Source organism: Kribbella sp. NPDC049584 (assembly GCF_040675555.1).
Lineage (GTDB): Bacteria > Actinomycetota > Actinomycetes > Propionibacteriales > Kribbellaceae > Kribbella.
On sequence record NZ_JBFAPF010000006.1, the window covers coordinates 356294 to 373821 of the forward strand.

General features: G+C 68.2%; 15 protein-coding genes. 12 read left to right on the top strand and 3 right to left on the bottom strand.

The features are described 5' to 3' along the window. Positions 1-181: 181 nt before the first annotated feature. The 6 genes from yajC (at position 182) to AB0J62_RS23070 (ending at position 7734) form a co-directional block, all read left to right on the top strand. Positions 182-667 carry a preprotein translocase subunit YajC gene (yajC, locus tag AB0J62_RS23045; protein WP_363874531.1) on the top strand — a complete coding sequence of 162 codons (486 nt, stop codon included), beginning with the start codon at positions 182-184 and terminating at the stop codon, positions 665-667. Positions 668-832: 165 nt separating this feature from the next. Beyond that, a complete protein-coding gene (gene secD, locus AB0J62_RS23050) occupies positions 833-2506 on the top strand; it encodes a protein translocase subunit SecD (protein WP_363874703.1) in 1674 nt (557 codons plus the stop codon). Next, positions 2506-3714, top strand: a complete 1209-nt coding sequence (gene secF, locus AB0J62_RS23055) for a protein translocase subunit SecF (RefSeq protein WP_363874534.1) — start codon at positions 2506-2508, stop codon at positions 3712-3714. The genes secD and secF overlap by 1 nt, the downstream gene beginning before the upstream one ends. Then, positions 3714-4253 (top strand): adenine phosphoribosyltransferase, encoded by a 540-nt coding sequence (locus tag AB0J62_RS23060; RefSeq protein ID WP_363874537.1) that lies wholly within the window; start codon positions 3714-3716, stop codon positions 4251-4253. Before secF ends, AB0J62_RS23060 begins: the two co-directional genes overlap by 1 nt. Positions 4254-4595: 342 nt before the next feature. Beyond that, positions 4596-6785 carry a bifunctional (p)ppGpp synthetase/guanosine-3',5'-bis(diphosphate) 3'-pyrophosphohydrolase gene (locus tag AB0J62_RS23065; protein ID WP_363874706.1) on the top strand — a complete coding sequence of 730 codons (2190 nt, stop codon included), beginning with the start codon at positions 4596-4598 and terminating at the stop codon, positions 6783-6785. Positions 6786-6966: 181 nt separating this feature from the next. Beyond that, on the top strand, positions 6967-7734 hold the full coding sequence (locus AB0J62_RS23070) for a hypothetical protein (protein ID WP_363874540.1): 768 nt from the start codon (positions 6967-6969) through the stop codon (positions 7732-7734). Here AB0J62_RS23070 and AB0J62_RS23075 read toward each other — a convergent pair. Then, positions 7731-8636, bottom strand: coding sequence for a hypothetical protein (locus AB0J62_RS23075; protein WP_363874543.1), 906 nt, complete (start codon positions 8634-8636; stop codon positions 7731-7733). The genes AB0J62_RS23070 and AB0J62_RS23075 overlap by 4 nt on opposite strands. Before the next feature lie 180 nt (positions 8637-8816). On the opposite strand from AB0J62_RS23075, the gene AB0J62_RS23080 reads away from it, so the two are divergent. From AB0J62_RS23080 to AB0J62_RS23090, 3 genes are all read left to right on the top strand, one after another. Further along, positions 8817-9398: a papain-like cysteine protease family protein gene (locus AB0J62_RS23080; RefSeq protein WP_134102767.1), complete on the top strand. Its 582-nt coding sequence runs from the start codon at positions 8817-8819 to the stop codon at positions 9396-9398. Between the two features lies 1 nt (position 9399). Further along, entirely contained in the window at positions 9400-10146 is a 747-nt protein-coding gene (locus AB0J62_RS23085; protein ID WP_363874548.1) for a hypothetical protein, read from the top strand. Positions 10147-10210: 64 nt separating this feature from the next. Beyond that, on the top strand, positions 10211-10777 hold the full coding sequence (locus AB0J62_RS23090; protein WP_363874551.1) for a GrpB family protein: 567 nt from the start codon (positions 10211-10213) through the stop codon (positions 10775-10777). Positions 10778-10785: 8 nt separating this feature from the next. Here the strand turns inward: AB0J62_RS23090 and AB0J62_RS23095 are convergent, their stop codons facing one another. Next, complete coding sequence (locus tag AB0J62_RS23095; RefSeq protein WP_363874554.1) at positions 10786-11592, bottom strand: hypothetical protein; 807 nt, start codon at positions 11590-11592, stop codon at positions 10786-10788. Positions 11593-12144: 552 nt separating this feature from the next. Next, on the bottom strand, positions 12145-13371 hold the full coding sequence (locus AB0J62_RS23100) for a DUF349 domain-containing protein (protein ID WP_363874557.1): 1227 nt from the start codon (positions 13369-13371) through the stop codon (positions 12145-12147). A gap of 237 nt (positions 13372-13608) precedes the next feature. On the opposite strand from AB0J62_RS23100, the gene AB0J62_RS23105 reads away from it, so the two are divergent. Genes AB0J62_RS23105 through aspS form a run of 3 tightly spaced genes read left to right on the top strand, consistent with a single transcriptional unit; the run spans position 13609 to position 17428 of the window. Further along, positions 13609-14310, top strand: a complete 702-nt coding sequence (locus AB0J62_RS23105) for an MBL fold metallo-hydrolase (RefSeq protein WP_363874560.1) — start codon at positions 13609-13611, stop codon at positions 14308-14310. Beyond that, on the top strand, positions 14307-15638 hold the full coding sequence (hisS, locus tag AB0J62_RS23110; protein WP_363874563.1) for a histidine--tRNA ligase: 1332 nt from the start codon (positions 14307-14309) through the stop codon (positions 15636-15638). Before AB0J62_RS23105 ends, hisS begins: the two co-directional genes overlap by 4 nt. Continuing rightward, positions 15635-17428 carry an aspartate--tRNA ligase gene (gene aspS / locus AB0J62_RS23115; protein ID WP_363874566.1) on the top strand — a complete coding sequence of 598 codons (1794 nt, stop codon included), beginning with the start codon at positions 15635-15637 and terminating at the stop codon, positions 17426-17428. Before hisS ends, aspS begins: the two co-directional genes overlap by 4 nt. Positions 17429-17528: the final 100 nt, after the last annotated feature.

The following is a 17528-nucleotide window of genomic DNA, read 5'->3' on the forward strand; positions in this document are numbered from 1 at the left end:
AGCGTAGTTACTGCAGTAGTGAGTAACTCAAACGTGACCCGGTGTCATGAGGTACTTGTTGCCGCTCAGGGTTAGACTCCCCGGTGGCCTGACCTCCAGGTCATTCCGCTGCGACCTGCGCGCTTCGAGCAGAGCGTGCCGGACGCCCGTATTGCCGATCGACAAAGGATTCTGAGACCCGATGCAACTCCTCGCCGTACCGATGGCCTCCTCCGGGGGCGGCGGCATCACGCTGCTGCTGCCGCTGATCCTGATCGTCGGAATGATCTGGTTCATGAGCCGCACGCAGAAGAAGCAGCGCCAGCGCCAGGCTGACACCGTGGCCGCGCTCGCCCCGGGCAGCAAGGTGATCACCACCAGCGGCCTGGTCGGCATCGTCGAAGAGACCGACGACGAGTACGTGACGCTGGAGATCTCCGAGGGCGTGCTGGTTCAGGTCGTCAAGGCCGCGATCGGCCGGGTCGTCCCGGAAGAGGACGCCGCCGACGAGCCCGCCGTCACCGCGGACGACTCCGCTGACACTGCTGACTCCGCCGACTCGACCGACTCCACCACTGTGGTCGCGACCGACGAGTCGAAGGTCGACGTTCCGGACACGGGCCGTGACAAGGCCGACGGCAAGGTCCAGGACGCGCCGAAGCTGCCGCCGACGCACACCGAGAACTGAATTCCGTCCCACCAGCCTGCGGCGCGGCGTTCGGCGTCCACCTGACGGTGCGGCGCGCCCAGAAGTACGAAGGTTGAATCTGACGTGGCAACGAGTTCGTCGACATCCCGCCCCGGGCGGAACCTGATCGCCTTGCTGGTGGTCGTGGTCCTGCTGTTCGGCATCATGGCGCTGACCAAGACCTGGAAGCCCAAGCTGGGACTGGACCTGCGCGGTGGCACCACCATCACGCTGACCGCCAGCACGTTCGACGGTAAGGGCAAGGTGACTGCCGACCAGTTGAACGAGGCGAAGAACATCATCGGCCAGCGCGTCAACGGCGCCGGTGTGGCCGAGTCCGACATCACCACCTCCGGGTCGAACCACATCAACGTGGCCGTCCCGGGCGCCACGAAGGAATCGCTGGTGTCGCAGGTCGGCCAGACCGCCCTGCTGTACTTCCGGATTGTGCTGGGTGCGCAGGCGACCGCGCCGGCGCCCGCACCGACCCCGACTCCGGGCGCCAGCACGACGCCGAAGCCGACTACGACGCCGAAGCCGAGCGCGACCGTGAAGCCGAGCACCACGGTCAAGCCGACGACGAGCAGCACTCCGAAGGGCCGGGCCTGGAGCAGCGCGCTCGCCGATGCGACGCCGACGCCCACCCCGAAGGCGAGCACGACGCCGAAGCCGAGCACCCCGGCCGCGACTCCGTCGACGCCGGCCACCGCAACGGGCGACCCGCTGAACTACACGCCGGACGCGGCCACGCAGGCGGCGTTCGCGACGTTCAAGTGCGGTGACAAGCAGCTCGACGACCCGAAGACGGCGATCTTCTCCTGCGACCAGAACGGGCAGTACAAGTACCTGCTCGGTCCGGCGATCCTGGCGGGTACCGACCTGTCGGACGCCAGCGCGGGCATCCCGCAGAACGGTCTGCAGTGGCAGGTCAACCTGAAGTTCACCTCGGCCGGCGGCGAGAAGTTCCTCAAGGCCACCCAGAACATCTCCCAGCGGGGCCAGGGCCAGAACCTGTTCGCGATCGTGCTGGACGGCAAGACCATCTCGACGCCGAGCGTCGACAACCCGATCCCGGGCGGCCAGGCGCAGATCACCGGTACCTTCACCGAGGCCGAGGCTCGCGACCTCGCGAACGTGCTGAAGTACGGCTCGCTGCCGGTCAAGTTCGACATCTCCTCGGTCGAGACCGTGTCGCCGCAGCTCGGTGGGGACCAGCTCTCCGCGGGCATCTGGGCCGGCGTCATCGGCCTCGCCCTGGTCGTGCTCTTCTGCTTCCTGTACTACCGCGGGCTCGGCATCGTCGTGGTGCTCTCGCTCGTCGCGGCCGGCATCCTCACCGGATCTCTGGTGATTCTCCTCGGCAAGGCGATCGGCTTCACGCTGACGCTGGCCGGTATCGCCGGTCTGATCGTCGCGGTCGGTATCACCGCGGACTCGTTCATCATCTACTTCGAACGACTCCGGGACGAAGTGCGTGAAGGCCGCAGCTTGCGCTCCTCGGTCGAGACCGGCTGGGCCCGCGCCAAGCACACGATCATCGCGGCCGACTCGATCTCGCTGCTCGCCGCGATCGTGCTGTACGTGCTGGCGATCGGCAGCGTCCGCGGGTTCGCGTTCACCCTCGGCCTGACCACGCTGATCGACCTGGTCGTGGTCTTCCTGTTCACCAAGCCGGTGGTCACGCTGCTGGCCCGGACCGACTTCTTCGGCCACGGCCACAAGCTGTCCGGCCTGGATCCTGAGCATCTCGGCGTCGAACGACTACCCGGACAGACGAAACCGGCAGCCCGGCCGCGCAAGACGCCGTCGACGCGCAAGCCGCTGGGAGGGCAGGTCTGATGTCGAAGCTCGGACAGATCGGTGCCAAGCTGCACCGCGGTGAGGTCTCCTACGACTTCATCGGCCACCGCAAGTTCTGGTTCACCCTCTCGGCCGTCCTGGTGATCATCTCGCTGGCCGGCCTGTTCACCCGCGGCCTGGCGCTCGGCATCGAGTTCCGGGGCGGCGTCGAGTACGACGCCGCCGTCAAGGTCACCGACAGCACGGTGGACGACTTCACCAATGCCGTGAAGGCGACCAACGCCAAGGGGCTCGGCGACCCGGTCGTCACCACGATCAACAACAACAAGGTCCGCGTCCAGACCAAACCGCTCGCGCAGGCCGACGTCGGCAACGTGCGGGCAGCGATCGCCAAGGAAGCCGGCATCCCCGCCGATCAGGTGACGTCGCAGCAGATCGGCGCGTCCTGGGGCAAGCAGATCGCCGACAAGGCGATCCTGGCCCTGATCGTCTTCCTGGTCGCGGTGTTCGCGGTGATCTGGCTCTACTTCCGAGAAGCCAAGGCCTCCATGGCCGCGATCATCGCCCTGATCCACGACGTCACGATCACCGTCGGTGTGTACGCACTGGTCGGCTTCGACGTGACACCGGCGACCGTGATCGGCGTACTGACGATCCTCGGCTACTCGCTGTACGACACCGTCGTCGTGTTCGACAAGATCCGCGAGAACACCCGGGGCATCACCGGGTCGAACCGGTACACGTATTCCGACGCGACCAACCTCGCGGTCAACCAGACCGTGGTCCGGTCGATCAACACCACGGTCACCGCTCTGCTCCCGGTCGGCGCGATCCTGGTCGTGGGCACGGTCGTGCTCGGCACCGGCCCGCTGAAGGACCTGTCGCTGGCGCTCTTCGTCGGTATCGCCGTCGGTGCGTACTCGTCGATCTTCATCGCGCCGTCGCTGCTCGCGGTCTTCAAGGAGCGCGAGCCGGGCATGAAGGCGCTGAACAAGCGCGTGATGGCGAAGAGGGCCCAGGCGACCGCTGCGGCGACTGCTGAGCCGGTCGCGGTAGCAACGGCGGGTGCCGCCGCACGGACCGGCGTACAGGACTCGTCGCGCCAGGACTCACCGCGACAGGAATCGCCGCGGAAGGCGGATCGGGCCACCGGTACGGCGCCGACGCCGTCGACCCGGCCGATGAAGGCGACGGCGGCCGGGCGTCCGCAGCCGACGCGCAAGCCGCGGTCGAAGCGCGGTAAGTGATGCGGTCGCTCGAGCAGGTTCTTGCCGACGGCATTCGCGATATTCCGGACTACCCGCAGCCGGGGGTGGTGTTCAAGGACATCACCCCGCTGCTGGCCGATCACACCGGTTTCGCGCAGGTGGTGGAGGCGCTGGCGGCGGCCGGGACCGACGACGACGGGAACCCGGTGGTCGACAAGGTGGTCGGGATCGAGGCGCGCGGATTCATCCTGGCCGCCCCGGTCGCGCTCGCCCTCGGTGCCGGGTTCGTGCCGGTGCGCAAGAAGGGCAAGCTGCCGGCGGCGACGTACGAGGAGTCGTACGCGCTGGAGTACGGCGAGGCGACCATCGAGGTGCACCAGGACGCGTTTGCTCCGGGGGACCGGGTCCTGGTCATCGACGACGTCCTCGCCACCGGCGGCACCGTCGAGGCCTGTCTGCGGCTGATCCGCCGCTGCGAGGCCGAGGTCGTCGGTACCGCGGTCCTGCTCGAACTCTCGTTCCTTCCGGGCCGCAAGCGCCTCGAGGGCGAGCACGTGAGCTCCTTGCTGACGGTCTGAATTCGGGCAAACTCTCCGCAGTCGGGAGCTGACCCGGCGTGTTGTCCACAGGCGGGTCTGCCTGGTTGGTCAACGGCCTCTAGACTGGTGGTCTGTCGGCGGAGGGACACAAACGTGGGCGAAGACCCGGCGATGACATCTGCGGTGCCGAACGCCGTACCGCAAGAGCCCCCGCGCGCGCCGTCACCGGTGCGCCCGGTCTCGCCGACGCCTGCGTCCCAACCGCCTGCCAAGGCTGCCCAGGCTGCTCAGCCGCCGGTCCAGCCGCCGCGGATCGCGCCGGCCCGGGTCCGGGCCCGCCTGGCCCGCCTCGGCGGCACCCGGCACCCGAACCGGGCGCCGATGCTCGAGCCGCTGTTCCGGGTCGTCCGCGCGACCCACCCGAAGGCTGACCTCGGGCTGATCGAGCGTGCGTACCGGACCGCGGAGAAGTACCACACCGGCCAGTTGCGCAAGAGCGGCGACGCGTACATCACGCATCCGCTCGCCGTCGCCACGATCCTCGCCGAGCTCGGTATGACCGCGCCGACGCTGTGCGCCGCCGTACTGCACGACACCGTCGAGGACACGCCGTACACGGTCGCCGAGCTGACCCGCGACTTCGGCGAAGAGATCGCGATGCTCGTCGACGGCGTGACCAAGCTGGACAAGGTCAAGTACGGCGAGTCCGCGCAGGCCGAGACGATCCGCAAGATGGTCGTCGCGATGTCGAAGGACATCCGGGTCCTGGTGATCAAGCTCGCCGACCGGCTGCACAACATGCGCACGCTCGGGTTCCTGCGGCAGGAGAAGCAGGAGCGGATCGCCCGCGAGACGCTGGAGATCTACGCCCCGCTGGCCCACCGGCTCGGTATGAACACGATCAAGTGGGAGCTCGAGGACCTCGCGTTCTCGACCCTCCACCCGAAGGTGTACGACGAGATCGTGCGGCTGGTCGCGGAGCGCGCGCCGTCCCGCGACGAGTATCTGGCCTCGGTGATCGACCAGGTCCACGAGGACCTGCGGGCCGCGAAGGTGAAGGCGACGGTCACCGGCCGGCCGAAGCACTACTACTCGATCTACCAGAAGATGATCGTCCGCGGCCGCGAGTTCGGCGACATCTACGACCTGGTCGGCATCCGGGTCCTGGTCGAGTCGGTCCGCGACTGTTACGCGGCCCTGGGCATCCTGCACGCGCGGTGGAACCCGGTCCCCGGCCGGTTCAAGGACTACATCGCGATGCCGAAGTTCAACATGTACCAGTCGCTGCACACGACGGTGATCGGCCCGCAGGGCAAGCCGGTGGAGCTGCAGATCAGGTCGTTCGCGATGCACCGCCGCGCGGAGTACGGCATTGCCGCACACTGGAAGTACAAGGAAGACCCCAGCTCCGTCGCGCCCGCCACGCCGACCACCGACGTCGGCGGTCCGAACGACATGCCCTGGGTGCGGCAGCTCGTCGACTGGCAGCGGGAGACGTCCGACCCGTCGGAGTTCCTCGACTCGCTGCGGTTCGAGATCAACAACTCCGAGGTCTACGTCTTCACGCCGCGCGGCGATGTGATGTCGCTGCCGACCGGTTCGTCGCCGGTCGACTTCGCGTACGCGATCCACACCGAGGTCGGTCACCGCTGTATCGGCGCGCGTGTCAACGGCCGCCTCGTGCCGCTGGAGAGCACGCTCGAGAACGGTGACGTCGTCGAGGTCTTCACGTCGAAGGCGCAGGGCGCGGGTCCGTCGCGCGACTGGCTGACGTTCGTCAAGAGCCCTCGCGCGCGGAACAAGATCAAGCACTGGTTCTCCAAGGAGCGCCGCGACGAGGCGATCGAGCACGGCAAGGACGCGATCGCGAAGCAGCTCCGCAAGGAGGGCCTGCCGCTGCAGCGCCTGCTGTCGCACGAGACCCTCACCGCGGTCGCCAACTCGCTGCGGTATCCGGACGTCACCGGTCTGTACGCCGCGGTCGGCGAGCAGCACGTCAGCGCGCAAGCCGTCGTACGGCGCCTCATCGAGACGTATGGCGGCGAGGAGGGCGCTGCCGAGGACCTGTCCGAGGGCGTGCGCCTGCCCGCGAGTCGCGAGCGCCGCAAGCGCACGGCCCGCGGCGATGCCGGCGTCATCGTCAAGGGTGCGACGGACGTGCTGTCGAAGCTGGCTCGGTGCTGTACGCCGGTTCCGGGCGACGAGATCATCGGCTGGATCACGCGCGGCGCGGGCGTCTCGGTGCACCGCGCCGACTGCGCCAACGTGGAGAACCTGAAGACCCAGCCCGAGCGCATCGTCGAGGTGGAGTGGGCCCCGACCGCGCAGTCCGTCTTCCTGGTCGCCATCCAGGTCGAGGCGCTCGACCGGGCGCGGTTGCTGTCGGACATCACTCGCGTGCTGTCGGACTACCACGTGAACATCCTGTCCGCAGCGCTGACGACCACCCGCGACCGCATCGCCAAGTCGCGCTTCACCTTCGAAATGGGTGACCCGACTCATCTGGGTCACGTGCTGAAGGCGGTTCGCTCGGTCGAGGGCGTCTTCGACGTGTATCGGGTGACGCAGTAGTTCGGTTTGTGGGGCCGGGGACACTGCGACTATGAGTGGTCTCGGCCGGCGGGCGTTCCTGGTTGCGGGTGCTGGGTTGCTGGCGGGGTGTAGTGATTCGTCGACTCAGGATCAGCCGTCGCCGAGCTCTCCGTCTAGCTCCACGCCTGGCCCCACACCCAGTTCTCCGTCGGCTCCATCGGTGACGCCTAGTTCGCCTCCGACGTCGACGCCGACGGTCACCCTTCCCGCTGTGCGGGCCTGGGTGCCGGGGCCGGGGGAGATCCAGCCTCAGGTGAAGCGGCTGGCGGTTGCGGCGGTGATGAGGCTGCTCCAACCGACCGATACGCCGGTGGCGATCGACGTGATCGATGCGCAGTACGGCGGGATCCTGAGTTCTTCCGCCAGCGTGCTGGTGCCGTGCCGGGTGTACTCGATCCGCGAGAACCGGGTGATCAGCGGCGGTACGACGGTCGACGTACGGCTGAGCAAGTCGTCGCAGGGCACGTGGCGTGTCACCGCGACCCATCCGGCCCAGCCCGGTGCACCAGCCGCGACGCTGTCCGCCGCGGCGCGGAAGGTGCTGGCGGACGAGCAGATCTCGTTGCCGCCGGCATCCGCCGCGGACATCAGGTCGGGCCAGGTCCATGACAGCGTGCTGAATGCGATGCTCGAGCTCGCGAAGACCTACCGGATCGGCGTCAGCGTCATCCGCTCCGGTCATCCGCTCGATGTCTTCGGCACCGACCGCCCGAGCGACCACCCCCGCGGCCGCGCGTTCGACACCTGGCAGATCAACGGCCACGCGGTGGTGTCACCGGATACGTCGCGCTCGCTCATCACGTCGTACATGCACGCCGCTGAATCAGCCGGCTCGTACAACGTCGGCGGCCCGTACCAGCTCTCGGGTACGGCGTACTTCTCCGACCAGACACACCACGACCACGTGCACGCAGGCTTCCGGAGCTAATCCCACTCCCACGCAATGCCGACCGTGCCGGGATCGGCGGACGGTTCGATCACGTGGACCCGGCCGTCGGGCGTCAGCATCAGCTCGCGCTGCACCAAGTTCGGACCGGAGGTGTGGCGGCGGCGCAGCTCGTGCACGCGGACCGGCAATGCAGCGCGGTCGAACTGGACCTCCAGCACGTAGTGCATCCCACCCCACTCGCTGAAGCGCTGGTAGTCCGTCGTCGGCAACCCGCTCGGGTCATCGATCTCGTAGTGCACGACGGCGGTCTCCCCGACGGCGAGCACCCGATCGAGCAGCAACTCGCCGAGCAGCGCCCCGGCCTCGGGGGAGCGGGCAATCCGGCCGGTCCGGCAACCGCTCAGTGCGCGGAGTGTGACCTGCTCCGCGTCGCAGCCCGTCTCGCCCTGGTGCGCGATGATCAGCCGATCCACCGGCTGTACGGCGACCACGCTCTGGATCACGCTCCGGCGCCGAGCGCTGCGATCGGCCCCGATCCGGACCTCCTCGAGCACCGTCACATTGCGGAGCCGCCCGTGGGCGTCCCGGCGGAGCCGGTCGAGCAGCCGGGTGAGCGCTTCGGCGTAGTCGACAACGGCGTACGGCTGAGGCGAGGTGCCCGGCTCGCGCGCCGGCGGGATCCGGACGGTCAACCATCCGGCCGGCAGCTGCAGAAGCTCCTCGAGGGCCGTGATGACGGCCAGCGAGTCTTCGCGCGGGATCCGTCGGCCGCTCTGCCACGTGCTGAGCGTCGCGACACCGACATGCAGCCCACGGTCGGCGAGATGGGTCCTGATCCGGTTAAGGGCCAGCCCGCGGCGCGAGATCGCCTGCCGCAACGCGTCCGCGAACGACGCCTCCGGCGTCACCGCAGGGACCGACGCTTCGACCGGTTTGACCATGGGCCCACGCTCCTTCGGAGCAGTGTAAACATTCACAGCACGGTCCGACAGCGGTTCGTCACCCGCTGTTCACGGCGCAGGCGCGTTCACAACCCCTCGTACGGCGGGATCCGACGACTTGTCGCGACGTCCCGGGGTCCCGACGATGGTCTCCGCCCAACTCCGTTCGAAGGAGGACCCATGCGCAGGCTCCGCCCCAGCCGCTCCTGGTCGTTGCTCTTGGCCACGATCCTCGGGCTCGCGACCCTGGCCCCGCTCGCGCCGCCCGCCTCGGCCGCGCCCAGCAGCTACTACCTGAACGTGTCCGGCCAGGCCCAGCAGAAGTCGAACTGGTGCTGGGCCGCGAGCGGCAACAGCATCGCCGCGTTCTACGGCCGCTCGTACTCGCAGAACCAGTTCTGCAACCTGGCCTTCGGCAACAACGCGAATGCGACCTGTCCCAACAACCAGGCGACGCTGGCCAACGACCAGCAGGCGTTCCGCACCATCGGGATCAGCGCCGGCAGCTACATCTCCGGCACCCTCAGCTTCAACACGCTCGTCACCGAGATCGCCGCCGGCCGCCCGGTGATGACGCGGATCGGGTGGACCTCGGGCGGCGGTCACATGATGGACATCATCGGGTACGACGCCTCCGACTCGACCCTCGAGTACTACAACCCGTGGCCGGACGACCCACGCTACAACTACTCGACGTACAGCTGGTACCGGTCCAACTCGCAGTTCACCTGGACCCACTCCCTGTACCGGATCGGAGCCTGACATGCGCCGTCTGCTTCGCTGTGCTGCCGTACTCGCGGCGGGTCTCGGCTTCGGACTCGCCTTCGCGGCCCCGGCCGGCGCTGCCACACCTCAGCCGATCGCCCCGAATGAGTTGTCCAAGGCAACTAACGCCGCTCACTCTTCCTCTGCTGTGCAGTTGCTCGCGAAGGTCCCGGGTGCTGCCGGCAAGGCTGTGGCGAGCGTCGGCTCAGACAGTCACGCTGTCTACGCGCTCAATCCGGCCTTCGTTCGCGACGCGTCCGCTCCGGTCGCCACCTTCTGGTACGCCGCAACCGCTGCCAGCAAAGGCGGTCAGGCATTGACCGTGTTCACTGCGCCCGACTCGAGCGGTGTCTGGCAGCCGGTGAACGTAGCCTCCGGCAACACCGAGTCCCGGATGGCTGCTGCCGCCGACGGCGCGCTGCTGTTCACGGAACCGCAGATCGGCGCCTGGTACGCCCTGACTGCCGGCCAGATCCGTCCCCTGAACCCGTCCGCCGTGAAGTCGATCGGCGCCAAGCCGATCACCGTCACGGCATACCAAGAACTCGTCTCCCACCGCTACTCCGACAAGCTCCCCGGCAGCACCTACAACGAGTCCGGCATGGCCGGCGGCTACGACACGGCGGCATCGGTCGAGGCGCCGAGCTCCCACTCCAACTACATCGTCCGGATCGTCGCGGCGTCCGGCGTACTCGCCCTCGCCGTCCTGCTACTAGTGAGGCGCAAGATGACCTACAACGACTGATCCCGCGCGCGGTCGGTTCGCCGTCCCAGCCCTCGGCGAACCTACCTCTTGCGATCATGACCCAATGCCTTTCCCCGACGAGCTCGGCCCTGCTGTCAACGTCCTCGACTACAACCCTGACTGGCCCGCCGAATTCACCCACCTCGCCGCACGATTGCAGGCAGTGTTGGGAGATCGAGCCGTAGCGATCGATCACGTCGGCTCGACCTCGGTCCCCGGCCTGGCCGCGAAGAATTGCATCGACGCCCAGGTCCGGGTGACCGCACTCTCGACTGATCTGGTCGAACTGCTCGAGAGCGCAGGCTTCCGCTGCCGTCCGGAGCCATGGAACCGCGTCGAGATCTCGAGCGGTCGACGCTGCGACAAACTCGTCTTCGCCCCACCCGTCGGCGAACGGGCCACGAACGTGCACATCCGTCTTGCAGACGGCCCCAACGCCCGCTACGCCTTGCTCTTCCGCGACTACCTGCGCTCCGACGACAACGCCCGCCAGTCCTGGGGCGCCTTCAAACAACGCCTGGCCCAATCCGTCCCCGACATCTTTGACTACGGCCAGATCAAAGCACCCGCCACCGAGATCCTCATGGCCGCAGCCGAACGCTGGGCCGCCCACACAGGCTGGACCGTCTGACCCGCCACTCACCAACGCCGCGGCAACCGCGGCTCCTGACACAAGAACGACCCAACCGCCAACTCCAACGCCGGATAAGACCCCCACAAGTCAGTCCGCCCCACTGAGATGATGTGCCACCCCAACGCATCCAGCTCGGCACGACGAGTCTCGTCCCTCAACTGCTGCTTCGTCGACGAATGCCAAGCATCACTGTCGTACTCCAACCCCAGCCGCCGCCCGTCGATCGGCCGATCCGGGTAGCCGAGATCCAGTCGATAGCTGCGGCCGTTCCCTGAGACGGGGATCTGCAGCTCCGGTCCACCGAACCCGGCATCAATCAGCCGAAGCCGAAGCCACGACTCACCTGGTGAGGCTGCGCGCCGGTCCGCCCATCGAAGAATGTCTTGCGCCTGCCGGTATCCCCGCCGGCCTTCGTACGCCGCGGACGCCGCGCGCAGCGCCCAACGATCAGCCTTGCCCGAGCGGAGGAACGCATCGACCGCAGACAACGCGAACGGCCGTGGCAACCGCATCGCCAACTCCACCGCCGTGGCAATCGGACTCGTAACCCGCACACCGTGTACGTCGACCTCGTCGGTCGGCTGCCGCGTCCAGTGCGCTTCAACCAACTCCTCCGGCCCCAGCGCGGTGCTGTCGAGCCCATGCAGCCAAGCAGCAGTCGGCCCACACGCAACCGCGTCTTCCGGGATCAACAGCCGCGCAGCATCAGCCCGCAACTCAAGCGAGTCACGCACCCGAACGTCGACGTACACGCCCTTCATGACAGGCCGAATGTCCCCGTGCGCAAGCAACCACTGCAGCTTCCGCTTCACCTGATAAGGCCGAAACGGAATCCCACAGAAGTAATACGGAAAGTCAGCAGGAAGCATCCAGCCAGCATCCCCGAACTCCCGATTCGGCGCCGAAAGTTGTCCACAGGCCAGCCGCGGGGCGGTGCCGGCGCTCGGACGACTGACCGCGTGGGGATGCGCGGCAGGAGGATCCCCTTGAGCCTGCCGGTTGGGATTCGGGACGGTGCGGTCGCCCGGGCGGCAGCCCGCAGTTCGCGCGATAGCGCCAAGGAGCGCGCGGTAGCACGCACCGCCCCAGGGTGGGTGGGAGCGGCGCGTAGCACGGCGACGAAGGAGTCGCGCGTAGCACCGCGTGGGGCGCACCAGCTCGCCCACCACCACGCTCCGCCGTGCTCACGGACGCCCGCCCAGGTAGTCAGACGCGGGCGGCAGCCCGCAAACCCGGCGATAGCCGAAAGCTTCGCGCGCTAAGCGCCAAGGAGCGCGCGGCAGCTCGCACCGCCCCAGGGTGGGTGGGAGCGGCGCGTAGCACGGCGACGAAGGAGTCGCGCGTAGCACCGCGTGGGGGAGAAATTAGCTGAAGTCGGAGAGGGCGTTTTGGGCTTGGGTTAGCCATTCTCGGCGGGCGGCTATGGCTTCGCGGGCCTCGGTGGCTTTGCGGGTGTTGCCCTGGGACTCGAACTTTGCGGCCTGTTTCTCCAGGTCGGCGATCAAGGACTGGAGTTGCTTGACCGTCGCCTCGGCGCGGGCTCGGGCTTCGGGGTTGCTGCGGTTCCAGACCTCGTCCTCCGCGGCCTTCACGGCCTGCTCGACCGCGCGCAGCCGGCCGTCGATCGCGCGCATGGAGTCGCGCGGGACCTTGCCGATCTGGTCCCAGCGGTCCAGGTATTCGCGGAGCTGCTCGCGGGCGGTACGCGCGTCGGTGACCGGCACGATCGTCTCGATCTCGACGAGCAGCGCTTCCTTGGCCGCGAGGTTCTCGACCTGCTCGGCGTTCTCCTCGGCCTGTACGGCGTCCCGCGCGCCGAAGAACAGGTCCTGCGCCGCCCGGAAGCGCGCCCACAGCTTGTCGTCGACCTCGCGCGGCGCGGGGCCGGCGGCCTTCCACTGCCGCATCAGGTCGCGGAACCGGCCGGACGTCGGACCCCAGTCGGTCGAGGCCGCGAGCGACTCCGCCTCGGCAGCGAGCCGCTCCTTCACGACCGCGGCCTCTTCACGCTTGGAGGACAGCTCGGCGAAGTGCTGCTTGCGATGCCGCGTGTACGTCGTACGCGCGGAGGAGAAACGGTGCCACAACTCGTCGTCCGACGACTTGTCGAGCCGGGGGAGTGCCTTCCACTCGTCCAGCAGTTCGCGCAGGCGGGTGACGCCGTGACGCCAGTCGGTGCCGGCGGCGATCGTCTCGGCCTCGGTGGCGATCTTGGTCTTGGCGGACCGCGCTTCCTCGACCTTCGCGGCGCGTTCGGCCTTGCGGCGTTCACGCTGCTGCGCGACGAGCGGGGTGAGCGCGTCGAGCCGCGCGCGCAGGCCGTCGAGGTCGCCGACCGCCTGGGCCTCCTCGATCGAGCCGGTGACCTTCTTCACCGCGGCCCGGGCGTCGTCCGGTGACACTGTGCCCGCCTGGACCCGCTGCTCCAGCAGTTCGACCTCGAACGCGAGCGCGTCGTACCGGCGGGTGTAGAAAGCGAGCGCTTCCTCAGGGTTGGCGTCCGGCCACTGGCCGACCGCGCGTTCACCGTCCTTCGTGCGTACGAAGACCGTTCCGTCCTCGGCTACCCGGCCCCAGTTCTCTCCGGCCACAACTCGCCCCTTCCGGCGGTATGCACTGCGCTCGTGCCCATTCTGGTCAGTCCCCGGTCCAACCGTGCGAACAAGGGCCTGTCCGGGCGCGTCGAGCTGCCTTCTCGACGCTTATCCCTGAACAATCACAAACTCCCAGCTCACGCGCAACGGTGTTGCGTCACAATCCGGTGCGAAGTACGCCGATCCGCCCGGGTAACCTTGGTGAGTCCGGAAACCGTTCCAGGAAGGTGCGTCGTGCTCATCGCCGGGTTTCCCGCGGGTGCGTGGGGTACGAACTGCTACGTCGTCGCCACCGGCCAGGGCGCGGAATGCATCGTTGTCGACCCGGGCATGGACGCGACCGCCGGCGTCGAGCAGGTCGTCCGGGAGAACAAGCTCAAGCCCGTCGCCGTGCTGCTCACACACGGTCACATCGACCACATGTTCTCCGTACTCCCGGTCTGCGGGACGTACGACGCGACCGCCTGGATCCACCCGGACGACCGGCACCTGCTCGCCGACCCGATGGCCGGGATCAGCCCGGAGACGGCGCGGATGCTGCTCGGCGGCAAGCACGAGTTCGCCGAGCCGGACGACGTCGCCGAGCTGAAGGACGGCCTGTCCCTTGAGCTCGCCGGCCTCGAGTTCACCGTCGACCACACCCCGGGCCACACGAAGGGGTCGGTCACCTTCACCACGCCGTACGACGGGCCCCAGAAGGGCACACAGGATGTGCCCGCGGTGCTGTTCTCCGGTGACGTGTTGTTCGCCGGGTCGATCGGCCGGACGGATCTGCCTGGCGGCGATCATCCGGCGATGCTGCATACGTTGGCCACCAAGATCCTGCCGATGCGCGACGAGATCGTCGTCCTGCCGGGTCATGGTGGCCAGACCACGATCGGCCGGGAGAAGGCGACCAACCCCTACTTGCAGGACCTGGAGATACCGAACTTATGAGCAAGGTGACCCCACTCAGCGGGTTCCCCGAATTCCTACCATCAGATCGGATCGTCGAGTTGCAGTTCCTCGACACGATCCGGGAGACGTTCGAGCTGCACGGTTTCGCGTCGATCGAGACCCGTGCGGTCGAGCCGGTCGAGCGCCTGTCCAACCAGGGCGAGGACGCCGACAAGGAGATCTACGGCGTACGACGGCTTGCCGCCGGCGCCGACGAGGACGCGGCCCTCGGACTGCACTTCGACCTGACCGTGCCGTTCGCGCGGTACGTGCTGGAGCACAGCGGCAAGCTGACCTTCCCGTTCCGGCGCTACCAGATCCAGAAGGTCTGGCGCGGGGAACGCCCGCAGGAGGGCCGGTACCGCGAGTTCACGCAGGCGGACATCGACATCATCGACAGCGGTGAGCTGCCGTTCCACTACGAGGTCGAGCTGCCGCTGGTGGTCGCGGATGCGTTCCGCAAGCTGCCGATCCCGCCGTTCCGGATCCAGGTGAACACCCGCCAGATCCCGGAGGGCTTCTACCGCGGTCTCGGCATCGAGGACATCACCGGCGCGCTCCGGATCGTCGACAAGCTGGACAAGATCGGCCCGGACAAGGTCACCGACCTGCTGACCGCCGCCGGTCTGTCCGCGGAGACGGCCAAGCAGGTGCTGCGGCTCGCGGAGATCTCGTCGACCGATGCGTCGTTCGCGGATCAGGTGCGGGCGCTCGGCGTACAGCACGAGATCCTCGACGAAGGGCTCGAGCGGCTGTCGCAGATCATGACGGCTGCGAACGAGCATGCTCCCGGCCTACTGGTGGCCGATCTGAAGGTCGCGCGCGGGCTGGACTACTACACCGGCACGGTCTACGAGACGCAGTTGATCGGCGACGAGGGGTACGGGTCGATCTGCTCCGGCGGCCGGTACGACTCGCTCGCGTCCGACGGCAAGACGACGTACCCGGGCGTCGGGATCTCGATCGGGGTGTCGCGGCTGGTGCACCGGCTGATCAGCAAGGGATTGCTGAAGGCGAGCCGGAGTACGCCGACCGCCGTGGTGATTGCCCTGAACTCCGAGGACGACCGTGCGGACGCGATGCGTACTGCGATCCAGCTGCGGAGCCGCGGGATTCCGGTCGAGGTCGCGCCGGCGGCGGCGAAGTTCGGGAAGCAGATCCGGTTCGCGGATCGGCGCGGGATCCCGTTCGTCTGGTTCAGCACCGAGAACGGGCCTGAGGTGAAGGACATCCGCAGCGGCGAGCAGGTGCCCGCGGACGCTGCCACCTGGGCCCCGCCCGCAGAAGACCTACGACCAAGTATCAACACGCAAGAGGAGAACTCGTGATCCGTAACCGTTCCGCAGGTTCGCTGCGCGCATCCGACGCCGGCGAGACCGTGATCCTGGCGGGCTGGGTGGCGCGGCGGCGCGATCACGGCGGAGTGGCGTTCATCGACCTGCGCGACTCGTCCGGCACCGTCCAGGTCGTCATCCGGGACGAGGACGCCGCGCACGGCCTGCGTTCGGAGTACTGCCTGAAGGTCGTCGGCGAGGTCTCGCCGCGGCCGGAGGGCAACGCGAACCCGAACCTCCCGACCGGCGAGATCGAGGTCATCGCCACCGAGGTCGAGGTGCTCAACGAGGCCGCTCCGCTGCCGTTCCCGGTCGAGGAGCACCACGCGACCCCGGTGAACGAGGAGATCCGCCTCAAGTACCGCTACCTCGACCTGCGTCGTCAGGGTCCTGGCGCGGCGATCCGCCTGCGGAGCAGGGTGAACCAGGCTGCCCGTACGGTCCTGGCCGAGCACGACTTCGTCGAGATCGAGACGCCGACGCTGACCAAGTCGACGCCGGAAGGTGCCCGCGACTTCCTAGTGCCGGCTCGTCTGCAGCCGGGCAGCTGGTATGCGCTGCCGCAGTCGCCGCAGCTGTTCAAGCAGCTGCTGATGGTGGCCGGTATGGAGCGGTACTTCCAGATTGCCCGCTGCTACCGCGACGAGGACTTCCGCGCCGACCGGCAGCCGGAGTTCACCCAGCTCGACATCGAGATGAGCTTCGTCGACCAGGACGACATCATCGCGCTGTCCGAGGAGATCCTCACCGCGCTCTGGAAGCTCGTCGGGTACGACGTGCAGACGCCGATCCCGCGGATGACGTACGGCGAGGCGATGGCGCGCTTCGGCTCCGACAAGCCGGATCTGCGGATGGGCCTCGAGCTGGTCGAGTGCACGGAGTACTTCAAGAACACCCCGTTCCGGGTCTTCCAGGCGCCGTACGTCGGCGCCGTCGTGATGCCCGGCGGCGCCGACCAGCCGCGCAAGCAACTGGACGCGTGGCAGGAGTGGGCCAAGCAGCGCGGCGCTCGCGGCCTGGCCTACGTGCTCGTAGGCCAGGACGGCGAGCTGGCCGGGCCGGTCGCGAAGAACCTGTCCGAGGAGGAGCGCGCGGGCATCGCCGATCACGTCGGCGCGAAGCCGGGCGACTGCATCTTCTTCGCCGCGGGCCCGGTGAAGTCGTCGCGGGCGCTGCTCGGTGCGGCCCGGCTGGAGATCGGCCGTCGGGGCGGGCTGATCGACGAGTCGGCGTGGTCGTTCGTGTGGGTGGTCGACGCGCCGCTGTTCGAGCCGGCCGACGACGCCACGGCGGCCGGTGATGTCGCGGTCGGTTCCGGCGCGTGGACCGCCGTACACCATGCCTTCACGTCGCCGAAGCCGGACTCGATGGACACGTTCGACACCGACCCGGGATCGGCGCTGGCGTACGCGTACGACATCGTCTGCAACGGCAACGAGATCGGCGGCGGCTCGATCCGTATCCACCGCGAGGACGTGCAGAAGCGCGTGTTCAAGGTGATGGGGCTGAGCGACGAGGAGGCCTCGGAGAAGTTCGGGTTCCTCCTGGATGCGTTCAAGTTCGGCGCGCCGCCGCACGGCGGGATCGCGTTCGGCTGGGACCGGATCACCGCGCTGCTGGCCGGCACCGAGTCGATCCGCGACGTGATCGCGTTCCCGAAGTCCGGTGGCGGCTTCGACCCGCTGACCGCCGCGCCGGCGCCGATCACGCCGGAGCAGCGCAAGGAGGCCGGCGTCGACGCCACGCCGGAGAAGGCTGAGCCCAAGGAGAAGAAGGCCGAATAGGCCGCAGCTGCGCTGGGTCGGCCGGACCACGAGGGTCCGGCCGGGCCGGCATCAGCCTCGCCGGAGTTCTTCCGATGTCACCCGGACAGGGTGATGCCGC